This is a genomic window from Mycolicibacterium lacusdiani (genome assembly GCF_021916785.1).
In the GTDB taxonomy this organism is placed as follows: Bacteria; Actinomycetota; Actinomycetes; order Mycobacteriales; family Mycobacteriaceae; genus Mycobacterium; species Mycobacterium lacusdiani.
On record NZ_JAKCFC010000013.1, the window covers coordinates 114,657 to 130,565 of the forward strand.

Consider the following 15,909-nt stretch of genomic DNA (forward strand, 5'->3'; position numbering starts at 1 on the left):
TCAGTTCTCCTGTTCCGGTACGACGCCAAAGGTGTTGAAGGCCATGGCCAGAAGGCCGTATGAGCCAATCGTGAAGACGAGGTCCATGCGCTGACGCTCGTCGAGGTGCTCGGACAGTGCCGCCCACGTCGCGTCCGAGACGTTCGAGTCGACTTCGAGTTCGTCGACCGCGGTGAGCACCACCTGGTCGAGCGGGTCGGACGCCTCCCCGCGTGTCACGCCGTCGATGACGTCGGGGGTCAGACCGGACTCGGCGCCCATCTCGACGTGGTGCTGCCACTCGTAGGCACAGTTGCGACGATGTGCCACCCGCAGGATCGCCAGCTCGCGCAGCCGTTCCGGCAGCGTCGAACCGAACAGCAGGTAGCCGTTGAACCGGAGGAAGGCACGGGTCAGCTTGGGATGGCGTACCAGCGTGGACAGAGCCGACCCGACGTCACGGCGTTCCATGCGGTCCGGCGAGACCATGACCGACAGCGCTTTGACGACGTCGTCATCCCACTCGTCGGGCTGCATCGGGGTCACCCGCACGGCCGTCTCCTCTCTTGACTCTCGCTTGCGAGAATCAGGTTCTCATATTTGACCAATAGATTTCCACTCTTTGGTTCGACGGTCAATGGGAGTGTCGCGACCAGGGGTCCGGTTGCGGTGTGAACCCAACAGAAAAGTCGGGGTCAGAACCGTGACGGCGCGCTACGGATGTTGATTCTCAAATCACGAGAAGCTAGTTTCCTCTAGTAGAGAACCAACCCGAACAGCGGCCCGCACGGGCCCGAAGAAGGGAGCGGTCGTGAACAAAGACGACATGATCTTGATCAGCGTGGACGACCACATCGTCGAACCGCCGGACATGTTCAAGAATCATCTGCCTGCCAAGTACCGCGACGAGGCGCCGCGACTGGTGCACAACGCCGACGGCAGCGATACGTGGCAGTTCCGGGACATCGTGATCCCGAACGTGGCACTCAACGCCGTGGCGGGCCGCCCCAAGGAGGAGTACGGCCTGGAACCGCAGGGTCTCGACGAGATTCGCAAGGGGTGCTTCGACGTCGACGAGCGGGTCAAGGACATGAACGCCGGCGGCATCCTCGGCTCCATGTGCTTCCCATCCTTCCCGGGATTCGCGGGTCGGCTGTTCGCCACCGAGGACCCGGAGTTCTCGTTGGCGCTGGTGCAGGCGTACAACGACTGGCACGTCGAGGAATGGTGCGGGGCATACCCGGCGCGGTTCATCCCGATGACGCTGCCGGTGATCTGGGACGCCGAGGCCTGCGCCGCGGAGGTGCGGCGCAACGCCGCGCGAGGCGTGCACTCGCTGACGTTCAGCGAGAACCCCGCCGCGATGGGCTATCCGAGCTTCCACGACGACTACTGGACGCCGCTGTGGGAGGCGTTGGTGGACACCGAGACCGTGCTCAACGTGCACATCGGATCGTCGGGCCGGCTGGCGATCACCGCCCCCGACGCGCCGATGGACGTGATGATCACGTTGCAGCCGATGAACATCGTGCAGGCCGCCGCCGACCTGTTGTGGTCGGCGCCGGTGAAGAAGTACCCGACGCTGAAGATCGCGCTGTCCGAGGGTGGCACGGGGTGGATCCCGTACTTCCTGGAGCGGATCGATCGCACCTACGAGATGCACTCGACGTGGACGCATCAGGACTTCGGCGGCAAGCTGCCCTCGGAGGTGTTCCGGGAGCACTTCCTGACGTGCTTCATCGCCGACCCGGTCGGCGTCACCCTGCGGAATCAGATCGGCGTCGACAACATCTGCTGGGAAGCCGACTATCCGCACTCGGACTCGATGTGGCCCGAAGCGCCCGAGCAACTCGACGAGGTGCTCAAGGCGAACTCGGTGCCCGACGCCGACATCGACAAGATGACCTACCAGAACGCCATGCGCTGGTACCACTTCGATCCGTTCACCCACATCAGCAAGGAGCAGGCCACCGTCGGCGCCCTGCGCAAGGCTGCCGAGGGGCACGACGTCTCGATTCAGGCGCTGTCCAAGCACGACCACGGAGGCACGGACTTCGCCCAGTTCGCCGCCAACGCAAAAGAACTGACCGGCAATAAGGATTGAGCCCGGAGGCCCGTCGACACGGGGGCCATCCCGATTGCGGAGGCCGCTCGCGGCGACGGGCGTCCGTGTGCTGTGATACATAGCTAACCAATGTTTTCAAGGTCGAGGAGGACGTCGTGTCCGGTGGAATGAGCTTTGAACTCAGCGAGGATCAGGAGCTGATCCGCAAGTCCGTCGCCGAACTCGCGGGCAGGTTCGACGATCACTACTGGATGGAGAAGGACGAGGCCCACGAATTCCCTCGAGAGTTCTACGACGCCATCGCCAGCGGCGGTTGGCTGGGCATGACGATCCCCGAGGAGTACGGCGGGCACGGACTCGGCATCACCGAGGCCTGCCTGCTGCTCGAGGAGGTGTCGCGGTCGGGTGCTGCGATGAACGGCGCCAGCGCCATTCACCTCTCCATCTTCGGCATGCAACCCGTGGTCAAGCACGGCTCCGACGAACTGAAGGCCCGCACCCTGCCGCGGATCGTCGACGGTGACCTGCACGTCTGCTTCGGCGTCACCGAACCGGGAGCGGGGCTAGACACCTCCCGCATCACGACGTTCGCCAAGCGCGAGGGCGACGCCTACCGAGTGAACGGCCGCAAGGTGTGGATCTCGAAGGCACTCGAGTCCGAGAAGATCCTGCTGCTGACCCGCACCGAGTCCCCCGAGGACCTGGCGAAGCGTGGCGCCAAGAAGACCGACGGCATGACGCTGTTCATGACCGACCTCGACCGCGCCCACGTCGACATCCGGCCGATCAAGAAGATGGGCCGCAACGCCGTCAGCTCCAACGAGCTGTTCATCGACGACCTGATGGTGCCGGTGGAGGACCGCGTCGGCGAGGAGGGGCAGGGCTTCAAGTACATCCTCGACGGCCTGAATCCGGAGCGCATGCTCATCGCGGCCGAGGCCCTCGGCATCGGGCGGGTCGCACTCGAGAAGGCGGTCAAGTACGGCAACGAGCGCGTCGTGTTCAACCGGCCGATCGGCATGAACCAGGGTCTGCAGTTCCCGCTCGCGGACTCGCTGGCCCGCCTCGACGCCGCCGAACTGGTGCTGCGCAAGGCCACCTGGCTCTACGACAACGGCAAACCCTGTGGCCGCGAGGCGAATACGGCCAAGTACCTGTGCGCCGACGCCGGCTTCGCCGCCGCCGACCGGGCGCTGCAGCTGCACGGCGGGATGGGCTACTCCGAGGAGTACCACGTGTCACGGTACTTCCGGGAAGCCCGTCTGATGAAGATCGCTCCGGTGAGCCAGGAGATGATCCTCAACTTCCTTGGCGAGCACGTGCTCGGCCTTCCGCGTAGCTACTGAGAACGGAGCACGACGAGCATGGGGTACTTCGACCTGACCGGCCGGACGGCCATGGTGACCGGCGCCGGCGCTCCGGCAGGCATCGGCGCGGCAGTCGCCACGGCCCTGGCCGAGGCGGGCGCGGCGGTGCTCGTCACCGACATCGACGGTGACGCAGCCGCGGCGGTCGCCGAGACGATCCGCGCCTCGGGCGGCACCGCAGACAGCCACGTCCTCGACGTCGGTGACCGCGCTGCCGCCGACGCCGCAGCCGCCGCTGCCGCCGAACTCGGCGGAGGAGCACTGCACATCCTGGTCAACAACGCGGGCGTGACCGCGCCTGCGATGTTCCCCAAGCTCACCGACGAGACGTTCCGCCTGACCTTCGACGTGCACGTGATGGGTACGTTCCACTGCACTCAGGCCGCGTTGCCATACATTCCCACCGATGGCACCGGCCGCATCATCAACGTCACGTCGGCGGCGGGCCTCACCGGCACCCTCGGCCAGGTGAACTACTCGGCTGCCAAGGCCGGGCTGATCGGGTTCACGAAGTCGTTGGCCCGCGAGCTGGCCACCAAGAGCATCATGGTCAATGCCCTTGCCCCCCTTGCGGCTACGCCCATGACCGAGACGATCCGCACCAACGAGAAGTTCGCCGCCAACATGATGGCGCGTATTCCCATGAAGCGGTGGGCGGAGCCTGCCGAGATCGCGGGGGCGTTCGTGTTCATGGCGTCGGATGCCGCGTCGTACGTCACCGGCCAGGTGCTGCCGGTCGACGGCGGCATGGTCATGTGACCACCGTGCCGAATCCCTCGAACGCGCCGCTGGCAGGCGTCACGATCGTTGCCATGGAGCAGGCGGTGGCCGCCCCGATGTGCACCCGGGTGCTCGCCGACTTCGGCGCGCGCGTGATCAAGGTCGAGAACCCAAGGGGCGGTGACTTCGCCCGCGACTACGACGACGTCGTGAACGGTCCCGGCGGGCTGGCCGCCCACTTCGTGTGGTGCAACCGCGGCAAGGAGTCGGTGACGCTCAACACGAAGTCGCCCGAAGGCGTGGAACTGCTGCACCGGCTGCTCGACGGTGCCGACGCCTTCGTCTCCAACCTCGCGCCGGGTGCGCTGGCCCGCCTCGGGCTCACCGCCGCGGACCTCGCGCAGCGCCACCCCGGCGTCATACCGCTGGAGATCGACGGCTATGGCCCCGGCGGACCCATCTCGCACAAGCGCGCCTATGACCTTCTGGTGCAGGCGGAGTCGGGGTCCTGCGCGATCACCGGATATCCCGGGATGCCTGCCAAGCCGGGTCCCGCGATGGCCGACTTCACCACAGGGCTCTACGCGGCGATCTCCATCCTGGCGCTGCTGTTCGGGCGCGGCACTCGACCTGCGGGATCCCCGGCACCGTCAGTGGAGCTGAGCCTGTTCGACGTGATGACCGACGTGATGGGCTACGCGCTCACCTACACGCAGCACTCCGGCATCGACCAGGAGCCGCTCGGCGTCGGCTCACCCGCGGTGGCACCCTATGGCGCGTTCCCCACCGGGGATGGCCAGACCGTCGTCCTTGGCACCACCAACGACCGCGAATGGCAGCGGGTGGCCCGCGAGATCATCGACCGGCCCGACCTCGCGGACGACCCGCGCTTCTCCACCAACTCCGGCCGCTGCGCGCACCGTGCGATCCTCGACGAGGCCATCGGGACGTGGTGTGCCCTGCACGATCTCGCCGAGATCCAGCGCATCGCCGACGAAGCCGGGATCGGCAACTCGCGGTACAACGTCCCGAGCGAGGTGATCAGGCATCCCCAGCTGAGGGCGCGCAACCGATGGGGCACCGTCGGCACCCGAAAGGGAGACATCGCCGCGCTGCGCCCGCCGCCGGTCATCAGCGGCTTCACTCAGCCGATGGGCGCGGTACCCGGCCTCGGCGAGCACACCGACGCGGTGCTGGGCGAATTAGGCGTCACCGCCGACGAATTGGCGCGGTTGCGGGCCGACGGCGTGATCGGGCCCGCGCACTGATGGCCGAATCCACCGACGACGACGTGCTGCTGACCTCCGATCACGACGGCGTGCGGACGCTGACGCTGAACCGGCCCGAGCGCAAGAACGCACTGGACGCACGATCCTGGGTGGCGCTGGCCGATGCCCTGCGCGCACTCAAGCGCGACCGCGACGTCCGCGCGCTGATCCTCACCGGCGCCGGTGACGCATTCTGCTCCGGCGCCGACATCTCGGTGCCCGAGGACGTCCACCCCCGGTACAAGCTGGACCGGCTGACCGACGTCGCGCTCGCGCTGCACGAGTTGGCGATACCGACGATCGCCAAGGTCCGCGGCGTCGCGGTCGGCGCCGGCTGGAACCTCGCGCTGGGATGCGACCTCGTGGTGGCGACGCCCGAGTCACGGTTCTGCCAGATCTTCACCAAGCGCGGGCTGTCGGTCGATCTCGGTGGGTCGTGGCTGCTGCCCAAACTGGTCGGGCTGCAGCAGGCCAAGCGACTCGTGCTGCTGGCGGACATGATCGACGCGACGGAGGCGCACGACATGGGTCTCGTCACCTGGGTACGCCCCGCGGGCGAGATCGACGACTTCGTCGACGATCTCGCGCGCCGACTCGCCAACGGCCCGCCGTATGCGCTGGCGCAGAGCAAGGCGCTGCTCAACGACGGGGCCGACACGACGCTGCGCCAGGCGCTGGCCAATGAGGCCCGCGCACAACCGGGGAACTTCGCGACGGCAGACTCGCGAGAGGCCTACGCCGCCTTCGCCATGAGGCGCGACCCGGAGTTCACCGGTCGATGGGCTTCGAACGAGAGAGAGCAGGAGCAATGAGGGAAACCGTCATCGTCGGGGCCGTGCGCACGCCCGTTGGCAAGCGCAACGGCGGACTGTCCGAACAGCACGCCGCCGACCTGTCGGCGGTGGTGCTCAACGAACTCGCCGAACGCACCGGCGTCGACCCGGCCGTCGTCGACGACGTGGTGTGGGGCTGCGTATCCCAGGTGGGGGACCAGTCGAGCAACATCGGCCGCTACGCCGTTCTGGCCGCGGGCTGGCCCGAGCACATCCCTGGCACCACGGTGAACCGTGCCTGCGGGTCCAGCCAGCAGGCCCTGGATTTCGCGGTGCAGGCCGTGATGTCGGGCCAGCAGGACGTGGTGGTCGCCGGGGGAGTCGAGGTGATGAGCCGGGTGCCGCTGGGCTCCGCGCGCGCCACCGGCATGCCATACGGACCGAAAGTGCTTGCCAGGTATGACGACTTCTCGTTCAACCAGGGCATCTCGGCGGAGCTGATCGCCCAGCAGTGGGGGCTGTCGCGGGCCCGCCTCGATGAGTACTCGGCCCGATCGCACGAACGGGCCGCGGCGGCGCAGGACGCGGGTGCCTTCACCGACCAGATCGTCCCCGTGTTCACCGACGGCGGCGTCGTGACCGACGACGAGGGCATCCGTCGCGGCACCACGCCCGAGAAGCTCGCCGGGCTCAAGCCCGCGTTCACCGAGGACGGGGTCATCCACGCGGGCAACTCCTCGCAGATCTCCGACGGTGCGGCGGCGCTTCTCGTCATGACCGCCGAGAACGCCGTCTCCCTCGGGCTCACCCCGCTCGCCCGCTACGTCGCGGGTGCCGTCACCGGCGCCGACCCCAAACTCATGCTCACGGGCCCCATCCCGGCAACGGAGAAGGTGCTGCACAAGGCGGGAGTCGGCATCGCCGACGTCGGGGTGTTCGAGGTGAACGAGGCCTTCGCGCCGGTGCCGTTGGCGTGGCTCGCCGACACCGGCGCCGACGAGGATGCGCTCAACCCGCTGGGCGGCGCGATCGCGCTCGGCCACCCGCTCGGCGCGTCGGGTGCGGTGCTGATGACCCGCATGATCCATCACATGCGCGACAACGGAATTCGGTACGGCCTGCAGACGATGTGCGAGGGCGGCGGCACCGCCAACGCCACGCTCGTCGAACTGCTGCCCTGACCCGAGCCCCCGACCCGAAGGAGGCGCCATGCGCCGAGACCTCTTCACCGAAGACCACGAGTCGTTCCGCGAACTGGCCCACGACTTCGTCGAGAAGGAAGTGGTGCCGCACTATCCCGAGTGGGAGAAGGGCGGCCGGATGCCTCGCGAGGTGTTCGAGAAGATGGGCTCGCTCGGCATGCTGGGCATGGCGATTCCCGAGGAATACGGCGGTGGCGGGATGCCCGACTACCGCTACAACGTGGTGCTGCAGGAGGAGTCGGCGAAAGCGCTCGTCACGCTGTCCACGGTGCGGACCCAGCTCGAGGTGATCCTGCCGTATTTCCTGCACTACGCGAACGCGGAGCAGCGCACCCGGTGGTTCCCCGGCCTGGCGAGCGGTGCACTGCTCACCGCGGTGGCGATGACCGAGCCAGGCACCGGCTCCGACCTCGCGGGGATGCGCACCACGGCGGTGCGGGACGGCGACCACTGGATCGTCAACGGCGCCAAGACGTTCATCACCGGCGGCATGCAGGCCGACCTGGTGATCGTGGTGGCCCGCACGTCCACCGACCCCGACAACCGGCGCAAGGGGCTGACGCTGCTGGTGGTCGAGGACGGCATGCCGGGGTTCACCCGCGGCCGCGAACTGGAGAAGATGGGCTGCAAGGTCCAGGACACCGCGGAGCTGTCGTTCGTCGACGTCCGGGTGCCCGCAGCGAACGTGCTCGGCGAGGTCGACGAGGCGTTCGGATATCTCGGGCACAACCTGCCGCAGGAGCGGCTGACCGTCGCGGTCGGTTCGGTCGCCCAGGCGCGTTCGGCGATCGGCGCGGCCATCGAGTACACCCAGAGCCGCAAGGCGTTCGGGACCCCGGTGGCGTCGTTCCAGAACACGAAGTTCGAACTGGCCGCGTGCTCGACCGAGGTCGAGGCGGCCCAGGCGATGCTCGACCGGGCGGTCACGCTGCACGTCGATGGCGAATTGTCGGCGCCCGACGCCGCGCGGGTGAAGCTCTTCTGCACCGAGATGCAGGCCCGGGTCATCGACCGCTGTCTGCAGCTGTTCGGCGGCTACGGCTACATGATGGAGTATCCGATCGCCCGGCTCTACACCGACGCCCGCGTGGCCCGAATCTACGCCGGGACCAGCGAGGTCATGAAGGTGATCATCGCGAAGTCGCTGGGCCTCTGACCGCGACTTCGGCGCGCTTTCCGGCGCGCGACGCGGGAATCCGCGCCGAAATCGCGCCTGGACCTGCGATGTGACGCGCGTCCGAACCGAGTTTCGCTGAGACCCTTGTCACACGGCCCTAACCTACCTACTGTGTGTTCAGTTGGTTGGTTGAACGAAGGGGTTCAGTGTCTGCCGCAACGCAGTCCCAGAACGTGACGGCACCGCTACAGCGGCCGTACGCATCGCTGCTGGCGAAGGGTGACGACCGCAAGCTACGCATCCTCTCGGTGGCCGAACGCCTGCTCGCGCGCAACGGCTGGCGCAACACCTCGCTCGCCCAGATCGCCAAGGAGGCGGGCGTCAGCCCGGCCGGCCTGCTGCACCACTTCGAGTCCAAGGAACAGCTGCTCAACGCGGTGCTCGACGCGCGCGACGCCGACGACGACACCCATGCCGACCGGTCCGGCGACCTCGTCACCGAGATCTGCCGGGTGGCCGAACGGTTCGACCGGGCTCCCGAGCTGGTGGGCACCTTCACGGTGCTGCTGATCGAGAACATTGCGCCCGACGCGCCGCTGCACGACCGGCTGCTGCAGCGTCAACGCGCGGCGGTCGAGATCGTCGCCGACCTGATCCGACGGGGCCAGGCCGCCGGGCGGTACCGCACCGACTTCGACCCGGCCATCAAGGCCGTCGAGATTTTGGCATTCGTCAATGGAATGGAGACCGCATGGCTGCTCGACCCTTCGATTCCCCTCAACGACGTGTTCAAGCAGTACGGCGAGTCGCTGGCACGCGACTTCGTCCCGCCGGCGGCAGGCACGGCGAGCACGGGCCGGACCAGGAGCGCGACGTGAGGTACCGCCTCGACGTCGTCGCCGCGAGCGTCTCCGAGGTGGTCACCCACGCCGGTGGCTGGCTCGTCGATCGCGTGATGGCCGGGTGGGACGTCACGGTGCTCATCTCCGGTACCGAGGACCTGCGGCCGCTGTTGATCCTCGGCGTGGAGGTTCAGGATCTCGAGGTGGCCCTCGAGATGTGGGCCGAGCGCCCGCATCCGCAGACCGTCGCGGTCTCGGCCAACCTGTTCACCTCCGACGCCCGCGTGCGCGAGGGCGTGATGAACGCGCTCGACCACGGCATGACCGAGGTGACCCTGTGGGGCGAAGACTGGCCCGACCGGCTCGACGCCACGGTCGGATCCTTCGAGCACCCGCTGAGCGCCGCGGCCAGGGCGTTCAAGGCCCAGGCGCTCGCAGCAGCGGGCGTGGTCGACGCGACCGCGATCGGGCAGGCCGAGACGTTCCTCTGCGGCGTCACCGCGGTGCCGTCGGTGGCAGCGGATCTGGTTCCGGCGAGCTGACTGGCGGCTGATCGACGGCTGGCGTCAGCCCGCGCCGCTCACGTCGATCAGCACCTTGCCGATCGCCCGGCCGTCGGCGACGTGGCGCAGCGCGGCCGCGGCGTCGGCGAGCGGGTACGTCGCGCCGACGTGCGGCGACACCCGCCCCGTGGCGAGCAACTCGTGGAGTTCGCCTTCGTTGCGGGCGAACTCGTCGCTCGGGACGTCCTGGAACTGGAACCCGACGATGCGGATCCCCTTGACCAGCACCAGGTTCAGGGGGATGCGCGGGATCTCTCCGGAGGCGTAGCCGACGGTGACGAAGCGGCCACCTCGACGCAGCGACCGCAGGGCGGGCTCGGACAGGGCGCCGCCCACCGGGTCCACGACCGCAGCGGCACCCTCCGGTAGCGCGGCCCGCAGCGCCGCACGCAGGTCGACGTCACGATGACCGATGACGGTCGTCGCGCCGTATCGTGCTGCGGCATCGAGCTTCTCCGATGTAGACGCCACGGCGGTGACCCTGGCCCCGAGCGCCACGCCGAGTTGCACCGCGGCGAGGCCGACGCCGCCGCCCGCGCCAAGCACCACCAGGTCGTCACCGGGCTCGATCGCCGCGACCGAGCGCAGCGTGTGATACGCCGTGCGGTGTCCCACGCCGAACGCCGCGGCGGTCGCGGTGGCAATGCCCGCCGGGATGCGCGCTAGGCCACCGGTCGGCACGGCGACGAGTTCGGCGAACGCGCCGACCATGCCCGTGCCGGTCACCCGGTCACCGACGGCGAATCCACCGCTGTCGCCGCGGGTCTCGATGATCCGGCCGGCGAACTCGCTGCCCGGCACGAACGGTACGGGAACGTTGACCTGGTAGTCGCCGGCGATCAATAGGATGTCGGGGAAGTTGACGGCCGCTGCATCGACGCGAACCAAGACCTGCCCGTCGGCGAGCCGTGGCGGCGGCATCTCCTCGACCCGCACCACCTCGGGTGGCCCGTAGGCAGGGCACAGTGCAGCGCGCACGGGTCAGCCCGCGTAGTCGGTCGACTCGGCGAGGTCGGCCGCCGAGGCCATCAGGTCGGTGACGACCGGGCCGAACGCCAGCAGCTTCTCGTCGTCGCCGGCCCGCTGGAAGCCCTGCTCCAACACGATGGCCAGCTTCCACTTCGCGAGCACCAGGTAGTAGTCCAAGTCGTCGACCTGCCGGCCGGACACCTCGGCGTAGTGCGCGACGACCTGGTCGCGTGACGGCATGCCGCGCATGTCGACGTAGCTCATCTCCGACTCGGTCGGGGCGGTGGTGTCGGCAGGCCACGATTGCACCATCCAGCCGAGGTCGAGCTTGGGGTCGCCGACCGTCCCCATCTCCCAGTCGACGAGTGCAGCCAACCGGGCGGGCGCGCCGTGCTGGTACATGACGTTCGCGAACTGGTAGTCGCCGTGCATCAGACCGGGGACGAAGTCGAGCGGCTGGTGGGCCCGAAGCCAGCTGGTCGCCACGTCGAGGCCCGGCAGGTCCCGCTGCTGGATGCGTGCGAGGAAGCCGGTCCAGCGGTCGACCTGGCGTTCGTGGAAGCCGTCGGGCCGGCCAAGGTCGTGCAACCCCTTCGCCTGCCAGTCCACCTTCGACAGCAGCGCGATGCCCTCGGCCAGTTGGTAACTCAGCCCGGACCGGGCGTCGAGGTCGGTGTCGAACGGCGCAGGCCAACGGCCGTGTTCGTCCATCGGCGACCAACCGTCGACGAAGCCCATCAGGTAGAAGGTCCGGCCCAGCACGCCGGCGTCGTCGCACACGGCGATCGCCTCGGTGTGGGGCACGTCGGTCCCGTCGAGCGCCTCGATGATGCGCCACTCCCGCAGGATGCCCTTGTCGCGGTCCGGGGGAGCGCCGGGCGGCGGCATCCGGACGACGCAGTTGTGTTCGCCCCGAACCAGTTCGTAGATGACGTTCTGCGTACCGCCGGAGAGGAACCGCGCGGTGAGCGGTTCCCCAGCGCCGGGCAGTCCGGCGTCGTCCATCCACGCGGCGAGGCGAACGGTGTCCAAGTCGGTGGTGTCCAAGTCGGTGGTCGCCGCGTGTTCCGTCACTGATTGCCCGCTTCCAGGTCCAGGAACTCGGCGAAGCGCTGGCGCGCCGCGTCGCGCTTGCGTGGCAGCCACTCGGTGGGCCAGACGTCCTCGGCTGCCTGGTAACCGCGGAGCACTTGCTTGGCGACCGTGGTCTTGTGCACCTCGGTCGGTCCGTCCGCCAGGCCCATCACCGCTGCGCCGGTCACCATGCCGAGGAAGGGCATCTCGTTGGTGACGCCGAGCGCACCGTGCACCTGCATTGCGCGCCAAGCGATGTCGTGCAGCACGGTGGGCATGACCACCTTGACCGCCGCGATGTCCTTGCGGACCCTCTTGTAGTCGTTGAACTTGTCGATCTCCCATGCCGTGTAGAGCACCATCAGCCGGAACTGCTTGAGCTGGGCGTAGGAGTCGGCGATGTAGCCCTGCACGGCCTGCTTGTCGGCGAGCAGACTGCCCGCGGTCGTGCGGCTCAACACCCGCTCGCACATCATGTCGATCGCCTTCTGCGCCAGGCCGATCGTCCGCATGGCGTGGTGGATGCGGCCGCCACCGAGGCGGGTCTGCGCGATCGCGAACGCCTGGCCCTCACCGCCGAGCAACGCCGAGCCCGGCACCCGCACGCCGTCGTAGTGAATCAGCGCGTGGCTGCCCTCGCCGTCGGGCTCGCCGTGCAGGCCCACGTTGCGCACGATCCGCACACCGGGGGTGTCGGTGGGGAGCAGGAACATCGACATGCCCGCATACGGGCTGACGTCGGGGTTGGTCACGACCATCACGATGAGGAACGCGGCCGTATTGGCGTTGGAGGAGAAGTACTTCCAGCCGTCGATCACCCAGTCGTCACCGTCGCGGACGGCGCGCGTCGTGAACTGCGTGGGGTCCGCGCCGCCCTGCGGCTCGGTCATCGAGTAACTGGAGAACAGCTCGCCGTCGAGCAGTGGGCGCAGGTAGCGCTCCTTCTGCTCGGGAGTGCCGTAGTGCGCGATGATCTCGGCGTTGCCGGTGTCGGGCGCCTGGCAACCGAAGACGATCGGCGCCCACTGGGACCTGCCGAGGATCTCGTTGAGCAGTGCCAGCTTCAGCTGGCCGTAGCCCTGGCCGCCGAGGTCGGGGCCCAGATGCGTTGCCCACAGCCCCTTCTGACGCACCTGCTCCTTGAGCGGGTCGACGACCTTCCGGCGTGTCTCGGTCAGCGGGGTGAACTGCAGGTGCGGCCAGATGAGGTCGAGCGGTTCGATCTCGTCGCGGACGAACGCGTCAGCCCAGTCCAGTTGCGCCTGGTAATCGGCATCGGTCTCGAAGTCCCACATATGGCCTCCTTGCCAGTGGTCGGGAACTAGCTGCGGTGGCGGTAGCCATCGACGAGCGTGATGATGTCTGCGGTCACGACGTCGGCGAAGGATCTGTCGCCGAATGCGCCCGCCGCCCACTGCCGGGCGCCCTCGCTGACCATGGTCCGCGCGAGGTAGGCGAGGTGGGCCACGTCCGCGTCGTCGACGGTGGGGCCCAGCTTCCCGTCGGTGCGTGCGCGGGTGAACAGCTCGCTGAACATGTCGGTTCCGTGATCGGGGCGCTCGCCGTCGGCCAGCAGTCGATGTTCGTGCCGGTAGCCCTCGAGGATCGTCTCGACGACCAGTTCGCGCGGGTTGCGGGCCATCGACTTCTCCAGGGCCAGGAGCGCGGCTGCGACGACCGCCTCGACGTCGTAGTCCGCGGCGAGCAGATCGGCGATGGTGCGGTGCGCGGTCTGGGTCGACGTGACGCCGACTTCGAACAGTACGTCCTCCTTGCGGGGGAAGTAGAAGTAGAACAGTGCCTTCGAGACGCCGGCGGCCGTGCAGATCTCGGCCACGGTCGTGTTGGCGTACCCCCGCGTCCGCCACAGCGACATCGCGGCCTGCACGAGCATCCGCTTGGTCTCCCGCGACTTCGCCCGCTGCAGAGTCGCCCGGCGCTGACCCTGGTCAGCTCCAGCGACGCGCGAAGGTTGCGGCATTTCCGAACCATAGCGCGTGGATCTCTTGCTGACCAGTGTCCAACTAAATCGATTACCGGGGGCCGGACGGCAGACTGAACGCATGATGAAGGCTCTGCGGGCGGCGGCGCTCGCGTTCGGCTGCCTGGCGCTGATCGCAGGCGGGCTGCAGCTGTGGGCGTACGCGACCTCCGACGGCCCGCGCCACCTGATCCTCGGCGCGTTCGCGGTCGCGGTGGGCGTGAGCGTCGTCTCGTCGGTCGTCGCGGCGATGCGCAGGCGGCCCTGAGGCGGCGTCAGAACGTCGGGCTCACCGAGGCCAGGAAGTCGCGGGTGCGCCGTGCGGACGCGGCCCGCGTGACCGGGTCATCCCCGATCGGGACGACGCGTGCACCGAGATCGGTGACACCGGCGTCGCGGTATCCGCGCAACCGGGCTGCGACCGCGGATTCGTCGCCCGCGGCCATGGTGTCACCGACGTCGTCGGCATCACCGTGTTCCAGCAGCCGAACGTAGTTGGGAGAGAGGTGGGCGTGGCCGAGGACGTCGCCGGCGTGCTGGCGCGCCCGGTCCACCTCGTGCGGCAGGCACACGCACACCGGTACACCCGCCACGATCCGGGGGTCCGATCGCCCGGATGCGTTCGCGGCGGCCTGGATTCGTGGCACCACGTGCTCGCCGATGGCACGCTCGTCGGCCATCCACAGGATCGTGCCGTCGGCGCGCTCGCCGGCGATCCGCAGCATGGTGGGCCCGAGCGCGGCCAGCAGCACGGGCGGGCCCGCGGTGTCGGTGACGTCCACCGTCGCGTGCACTCTGAAGTGGTCGTTGTCGACGTCGACCTGGCCGGGTCCCCCGAGCGCCGCCCCCAGCACGTCGAGAACGTCGCGCAGCATCCTGGCCGGACGGTCGTACGGCATGCCCAGCTGACCCTCGATGATCCAGTCGTGTGAGACGCCGAGGCCCAGGGTGAACCGGCCATTGCACGCCGCGGCGGTGGTGAGTGCCTGCTGCGCCAGGATCAGCGGATGACGGGTCTGGACGGGCACCACGGCAGTGCCGACCTCGATCCGCGAGGTGGCGGCGCCGACCAGCGCCAGCGCAGTCATTGCGTCCAGGTAGCCCGGCACCTGGGGGAACCACAGTGAACTGAAGCCCGCCTCGTCCGCCGCGATGCCGTCGGCGACGAGCCCTTGGAGGCGATCATTGCGAGCGCGCTCCCGGTCGGTTCCGACCATCAAACCGATGCGCATGGTCCTCCTCGATCAGGGCACATGGCGTTCCCACTCGTGGGGGATCACCGGGTGGAACGGTGCCGCGAACAGCGGCTGGACCCCGGCCCGGCGCCAGCGGTGCCGGAGCACGGGCGCGAGCCGGACCGCCGACGCGACGGGGTCGTCGTCCAGGAACAGGTATGAAAGGTGTTGCCCCACCGGCGCGCTCGCCAACCGCGGAGCGACGTCCAGGCTGCTGCTCGACCACGCGCCGATCACACCGTCGACGTCCAGCAGCGGTGCCGTGTCGATCGGCTCGGGTTCGAGCAGCAGGAACATGCCGCGCACGGGCCACCACGGAAGCACGTCGGCGCCCACCTTGACCCGCGGGGCGGCGAGCTTGGCGTCGACGCCGTAGACCCCGCGCTCGACGGGTGGCAGCAGCGGCAACTTCCGGCCTGCGCTCCCGAGCGCCGACGACAGCTCCATGAAGGGACCCATGCCCTCGGGCGTCGAGAAGAAGTACGTCATCACGTGGTCGACGGCGTCGAAGCGGGGGTCGCCGGGCAGCCTCGCCGAGCGGCACGACGGGGTGGACACCAGGCGCACCGATGCGCGCACCGACGTGAGCCGGTGCTGCTCCGGCCGGTGGTCCAGTGTGTGCCACTGCAGGTACTCGGCGTCGAGCCCGTCTGGATGGCGGGTAGCCATCGACACGAACAGGGTGGTCACGTCACCGCGGCCGGCGGCCAGCACCGCCGTCACGTCGTCCGAGGCAGCGCCTGGAAGTTGCACG

17 protein-coding genes are annotated in these 15,909 nt (G+C 68.7%); 10 read left to right on the top strand and 7 right to left on the bottom strand.

Going from position 1 to position 15,909, the window contains the following annotated elements; genetic code table 11:
• Positions 1–531: a carboxymuconolactone decarboxylase family protein gene (locus tag LOK44_RS27725; RefSeq protein ID WP_237573294.1), complete on the bottom strand. Its 531-nt coding sequence runs from the start codon at positions 529–531 to the stop codon at positions 1–3.
• 259 nt (positions 532–790) lie between these two features.
• On the opposite strand from LOK44_RS27725, the gene LOK44_RS27730 reads away from it, so the two are divergent.
• The 9 genes from LOK44_RS27730 to LOK44_RS27770 all read left to right on the top strand — a co-directional run bounded on the left by LOK44_RS27730 (position 791) and on the right by LOK44_RS27770 (position 9,875).
• Complete coding sequence (locus tag LOK44_RS27730; protein WP_237573295.1) at positions 791–2,083, top strand: amidohydrolase family protein; 1,293 nt, start codon at positions 791–793, stop codon at positions 2,081–2,083.
• A gap of 128 nt (positions 2,084–2,211) precedes the next feature.
• Entirely contained in the window at positions 2,212–3,390 is a 1,179-nt protein-coding gene (locus tag LOK44_RS27735) for an acyl-CoA dehydrogenase family protein (protein WP_237573355.1), read from the top strand.
• Positions 3,391–3,408: 18 nt separating this feature from the next.
• Positions 3,409–4,170 carry an SDR family NAD(P)-dependent oxidoreductase gene (locus tag LOK44_RS27740; protein WP_237573296.1) on the top strand — a complete coding sequence of 254 codons (762 nt, stop codon included), beginning with the start codon at positions 3,409–3,411 and terminating at the stop codon, positions 4,168–4,170.
• 5 nt (positions 4,171–4,175) lie between these two features.
• A complete protein-coding gene (locus LOK44_RS27745) occupies positions 4,176–5,399 on the top strand; it encodes a CaiB/BaiF CoA transferase family protein (RefSeq protein WP_308192809.1) in 1,224 nt (407 codons plus the stop codon).
• Positions 5,399–6,211 (top strand): enoyl-CoA hydratase/isomerase family protein, encoded by an 813-nt coding sequence (locus LOK44_RS27750; protein WP_237573297.1) that lies wholly within the window; start codon positions 5,399–5,401, stop codon positions 6,209–6,211. Before LOK44_RS27745 ends, LOK44_RS27750 begins: the two co-directional genes overlap by 1 nt.
• Entirely contained in the window at positions 6,208–7,353 is a 1,146-nt protein-coding gene (locus LOK44_RS27755; RefSeq protein ID WP_237573298.1) for a thiolase family protein, read from the top strand. Before LOK44_RS27750 ends, LOK44_RS27755 begins: the two co-directional genes overlap by 4 nt.
• A gap of 28 nt (positions 7,354–7,381) precedes the next feature.
• Positions 7,382–8,530, top strand: a complete 1,149-nt coding sequence (locus LOK44_RS27760) for an acyl-CoA dehydrogenase family protein (RefSeq protein ID WP_237573299.1) — start codon at positions 7,382–7,384, stop codon at positions 8,528–8,530.
• Between the two features lie 194 nt (positions 8,531–8,724).
• Entirely contained in the window at positions 8,725–9,369 is a 645-nt protein-coding gene (locus LOK44_RS27765) for a TetR/AcrR family transcriptional regulator (RefSeq protein WP_237573357.1), read from the top strand.
• The gene (locus LOK44_RS27770; protein WP_237573300.1) at positions 9,366–9,875 is read left to right on the top strand and encodes a hypothetical protein; all 510 of its coding nucleotides are present in this window, start codon (positions 9,366–9,368) and stop codon (positions 9,873–9,875) included. The genes LOK44_RS27765 and LOK44_RS27770 overlap by 4 nt, the downstream gene beginning before the upstream one ends.
• A gap of 24 nt (positions 9,876–9,899) precedes the next feature.
• On the opposite strand, the gene LOK44_RS27775 is transcribed toward LOK44_RS27770, so the two are convergent.
• From LOK44_RS27775 to LOK44_RS27790, 4 genes are all read right to left on the bottom strand, one after another.
• The gene (locus LOK44_RS27775; protein ID WP_237573301.1) at positions 9,900–10,874 is read right to left on the bottom strand and encodes an NADPH:quinone oxidoreductase family protein; all 975 of its coding nucleotides are present in this window, start codon (positions 10,872–10,874) and stop codon (positions 9,900–9,902) included.
• Between the two features lie 3 nt (positions 10,875–10,877).
• Positions 10,878–11,870, bottom strand: a complete 993-nt coding sequence (locus LOK44_RS27780; protein WP_237573358.1) for a phosphotransferase family protein — start codon at positions 11,868–11,870, stop codon at positions 10,878–10,880.
• Between the two features lie 65 nt (positions 11,871–11,935).
• Positions 11,936–13,234, bottom strand: a complete 1,299-nt coding sequence (locus LOK44_RS27785) for an acyl-CoA dehydrogenase family protein (RefSeq protein ID WP_237573302.1) — start codon at positions 13,232–13,234, stop codon at positions 11,936–11,938.
• A gap of 26 nt (positions 13,235–13,260) precedes the next feature.
• Positions 13,261–13,920, bottom strand: coding sequence for a TetR/AcrR family transcriptional regulator (locus LOK44_RS27790; protein WP_237573303.1), 660 nt, complete (start codon positions 13,918–13,920; stop codon positions 13,261–13,263).
• Positions 13,921–14,002: 82 nt separating this feature from the next.
• Between LOK44_RS27790 and LOK44_RS27795 the strand changes: the two genes are divergently transcribed.
• Positions 14,003–14,188: a hypothetical protein gene (locus tag LOK44_RS27795; RefSeq protein WP_237573304.1), complete on the top strand. Its 186-nt coding sequence runs from the start codon at positions 14,003–14,005 to the stop codon at positions 14,186–14,188.
• A gap of 7 nt (positions 14,189–14,195) precedes the next feature.
• Here LOK44_RS27795 and LOK44_RS27800 read toward each other — a convergent pair whose 3' ends face one another.
• Together LOK44_RS27800 and LOK44_RS27805 are read right to left on the bottom strand one after the other, a co-directional pair.
• Positions 14,196–15,152 carry a TIGR03564 family F420-dependent LLM class oxidoreductase gene (locus tag LOK44_RS27800; RefSeq protein WP_237573305.1) on the bottom strand — a complete coding sequence of 319 codons (957 nt, stop codon included), beginning with the start codon at positions 15,150–15,152 and terminating at the stop codon, positions 14,196–14,198.
• 12 nt (positions 15,153–15,164) lie between these two features.
• Complete coding sequence (locus LOK44_RS27805) at positions 15,165–15,908, bottom strand: hypothetical protein (protein WP_237573306.1); 744 nt, start codon at positions 15,906–15,908, stop codon at positions 15,165–15,167.
• Position 15,909: the final 1 nt, after the last annotated feature.

What these genes read in the sequence shown, in the direction of transcription:
- LOK44_RS27735 (WP_237573355.1), top strand. Translation starts at nt 2,212, where the DNA reads ATGAGCTTTGAACTCAGCGAGGATCAGGAGCTGATCCGCAAGTCCGTC.
- LOK44_RS27740 (WP_237573296.1), top strand. Translation starts at nt 3,409, where the DNA reads ATGGGGTACTTCGACCTGACCGGCCGGACGGCCATGGTGACCGGCGCC.
- LOK44_RS27750 (WP_237573297.1), top strand. Translation starts at nt 5,399, where the DNA reads ATGGCCGAATCCACCGACGACGACGTGCTGCTGACCTCCGATCACGAC.
- LOK44_RS27755 (WP_237573298.1), top strand. Translation starts at nt 6,208, where the DNA reads ATGAGGGAAACCGTCATCGTCGGGGCCGTGCGCACGCCCGTTGGCAAG.
- LOK44_RS27760 (WP_237573299.1), top strand. Translation starts at nt 7,382, where the DNA reads ATGCGCCGAGACCTCTTCACCGAAGACCACGAGTCGTTCCGCGAACTG.
- LOK44_RS27780 (WP_237573358.1), bottom strand. Translation starts at nt 11,870, where the DNA reads ATGGACGACGCCGGACTGCCCGGCGCTGGGGAACCGCTCACCGCGCGG.
- LOK44_RS27785 (WP_237573302.1), bottom strand. Translation starts at nt 13,234, where the DNA reads ATGTGGGACTTCGAGACCGATGCCGATTACCAGGCGCAACTGGACTGG.
- LOK44_RS27790 (WP_237573303.1), bottom strand. Translation starts at nt 13,920, where the DNA reads ATGCCGCAACCTTCGCGCGTCGCTGGAGCTGACCAGGGTCAGCGCCGG.
- LOK44_RS27795 (WP_237573304.1), top strand. Translation starts at nt 14,003, where the DNA reads ATGATGAAGGCTCTGCGGGCGGCGGCGCTCGCGTTCGGCTGCCTGGCG.
- LOK44_RS27800 (WP_237573305.1), bottom strand. Translation starts at nt 15,152, where the DNA reads ATGCGCATCGGTTTGATGGTCGGAACCGACCGGGAGCGCGCTCGCAAT.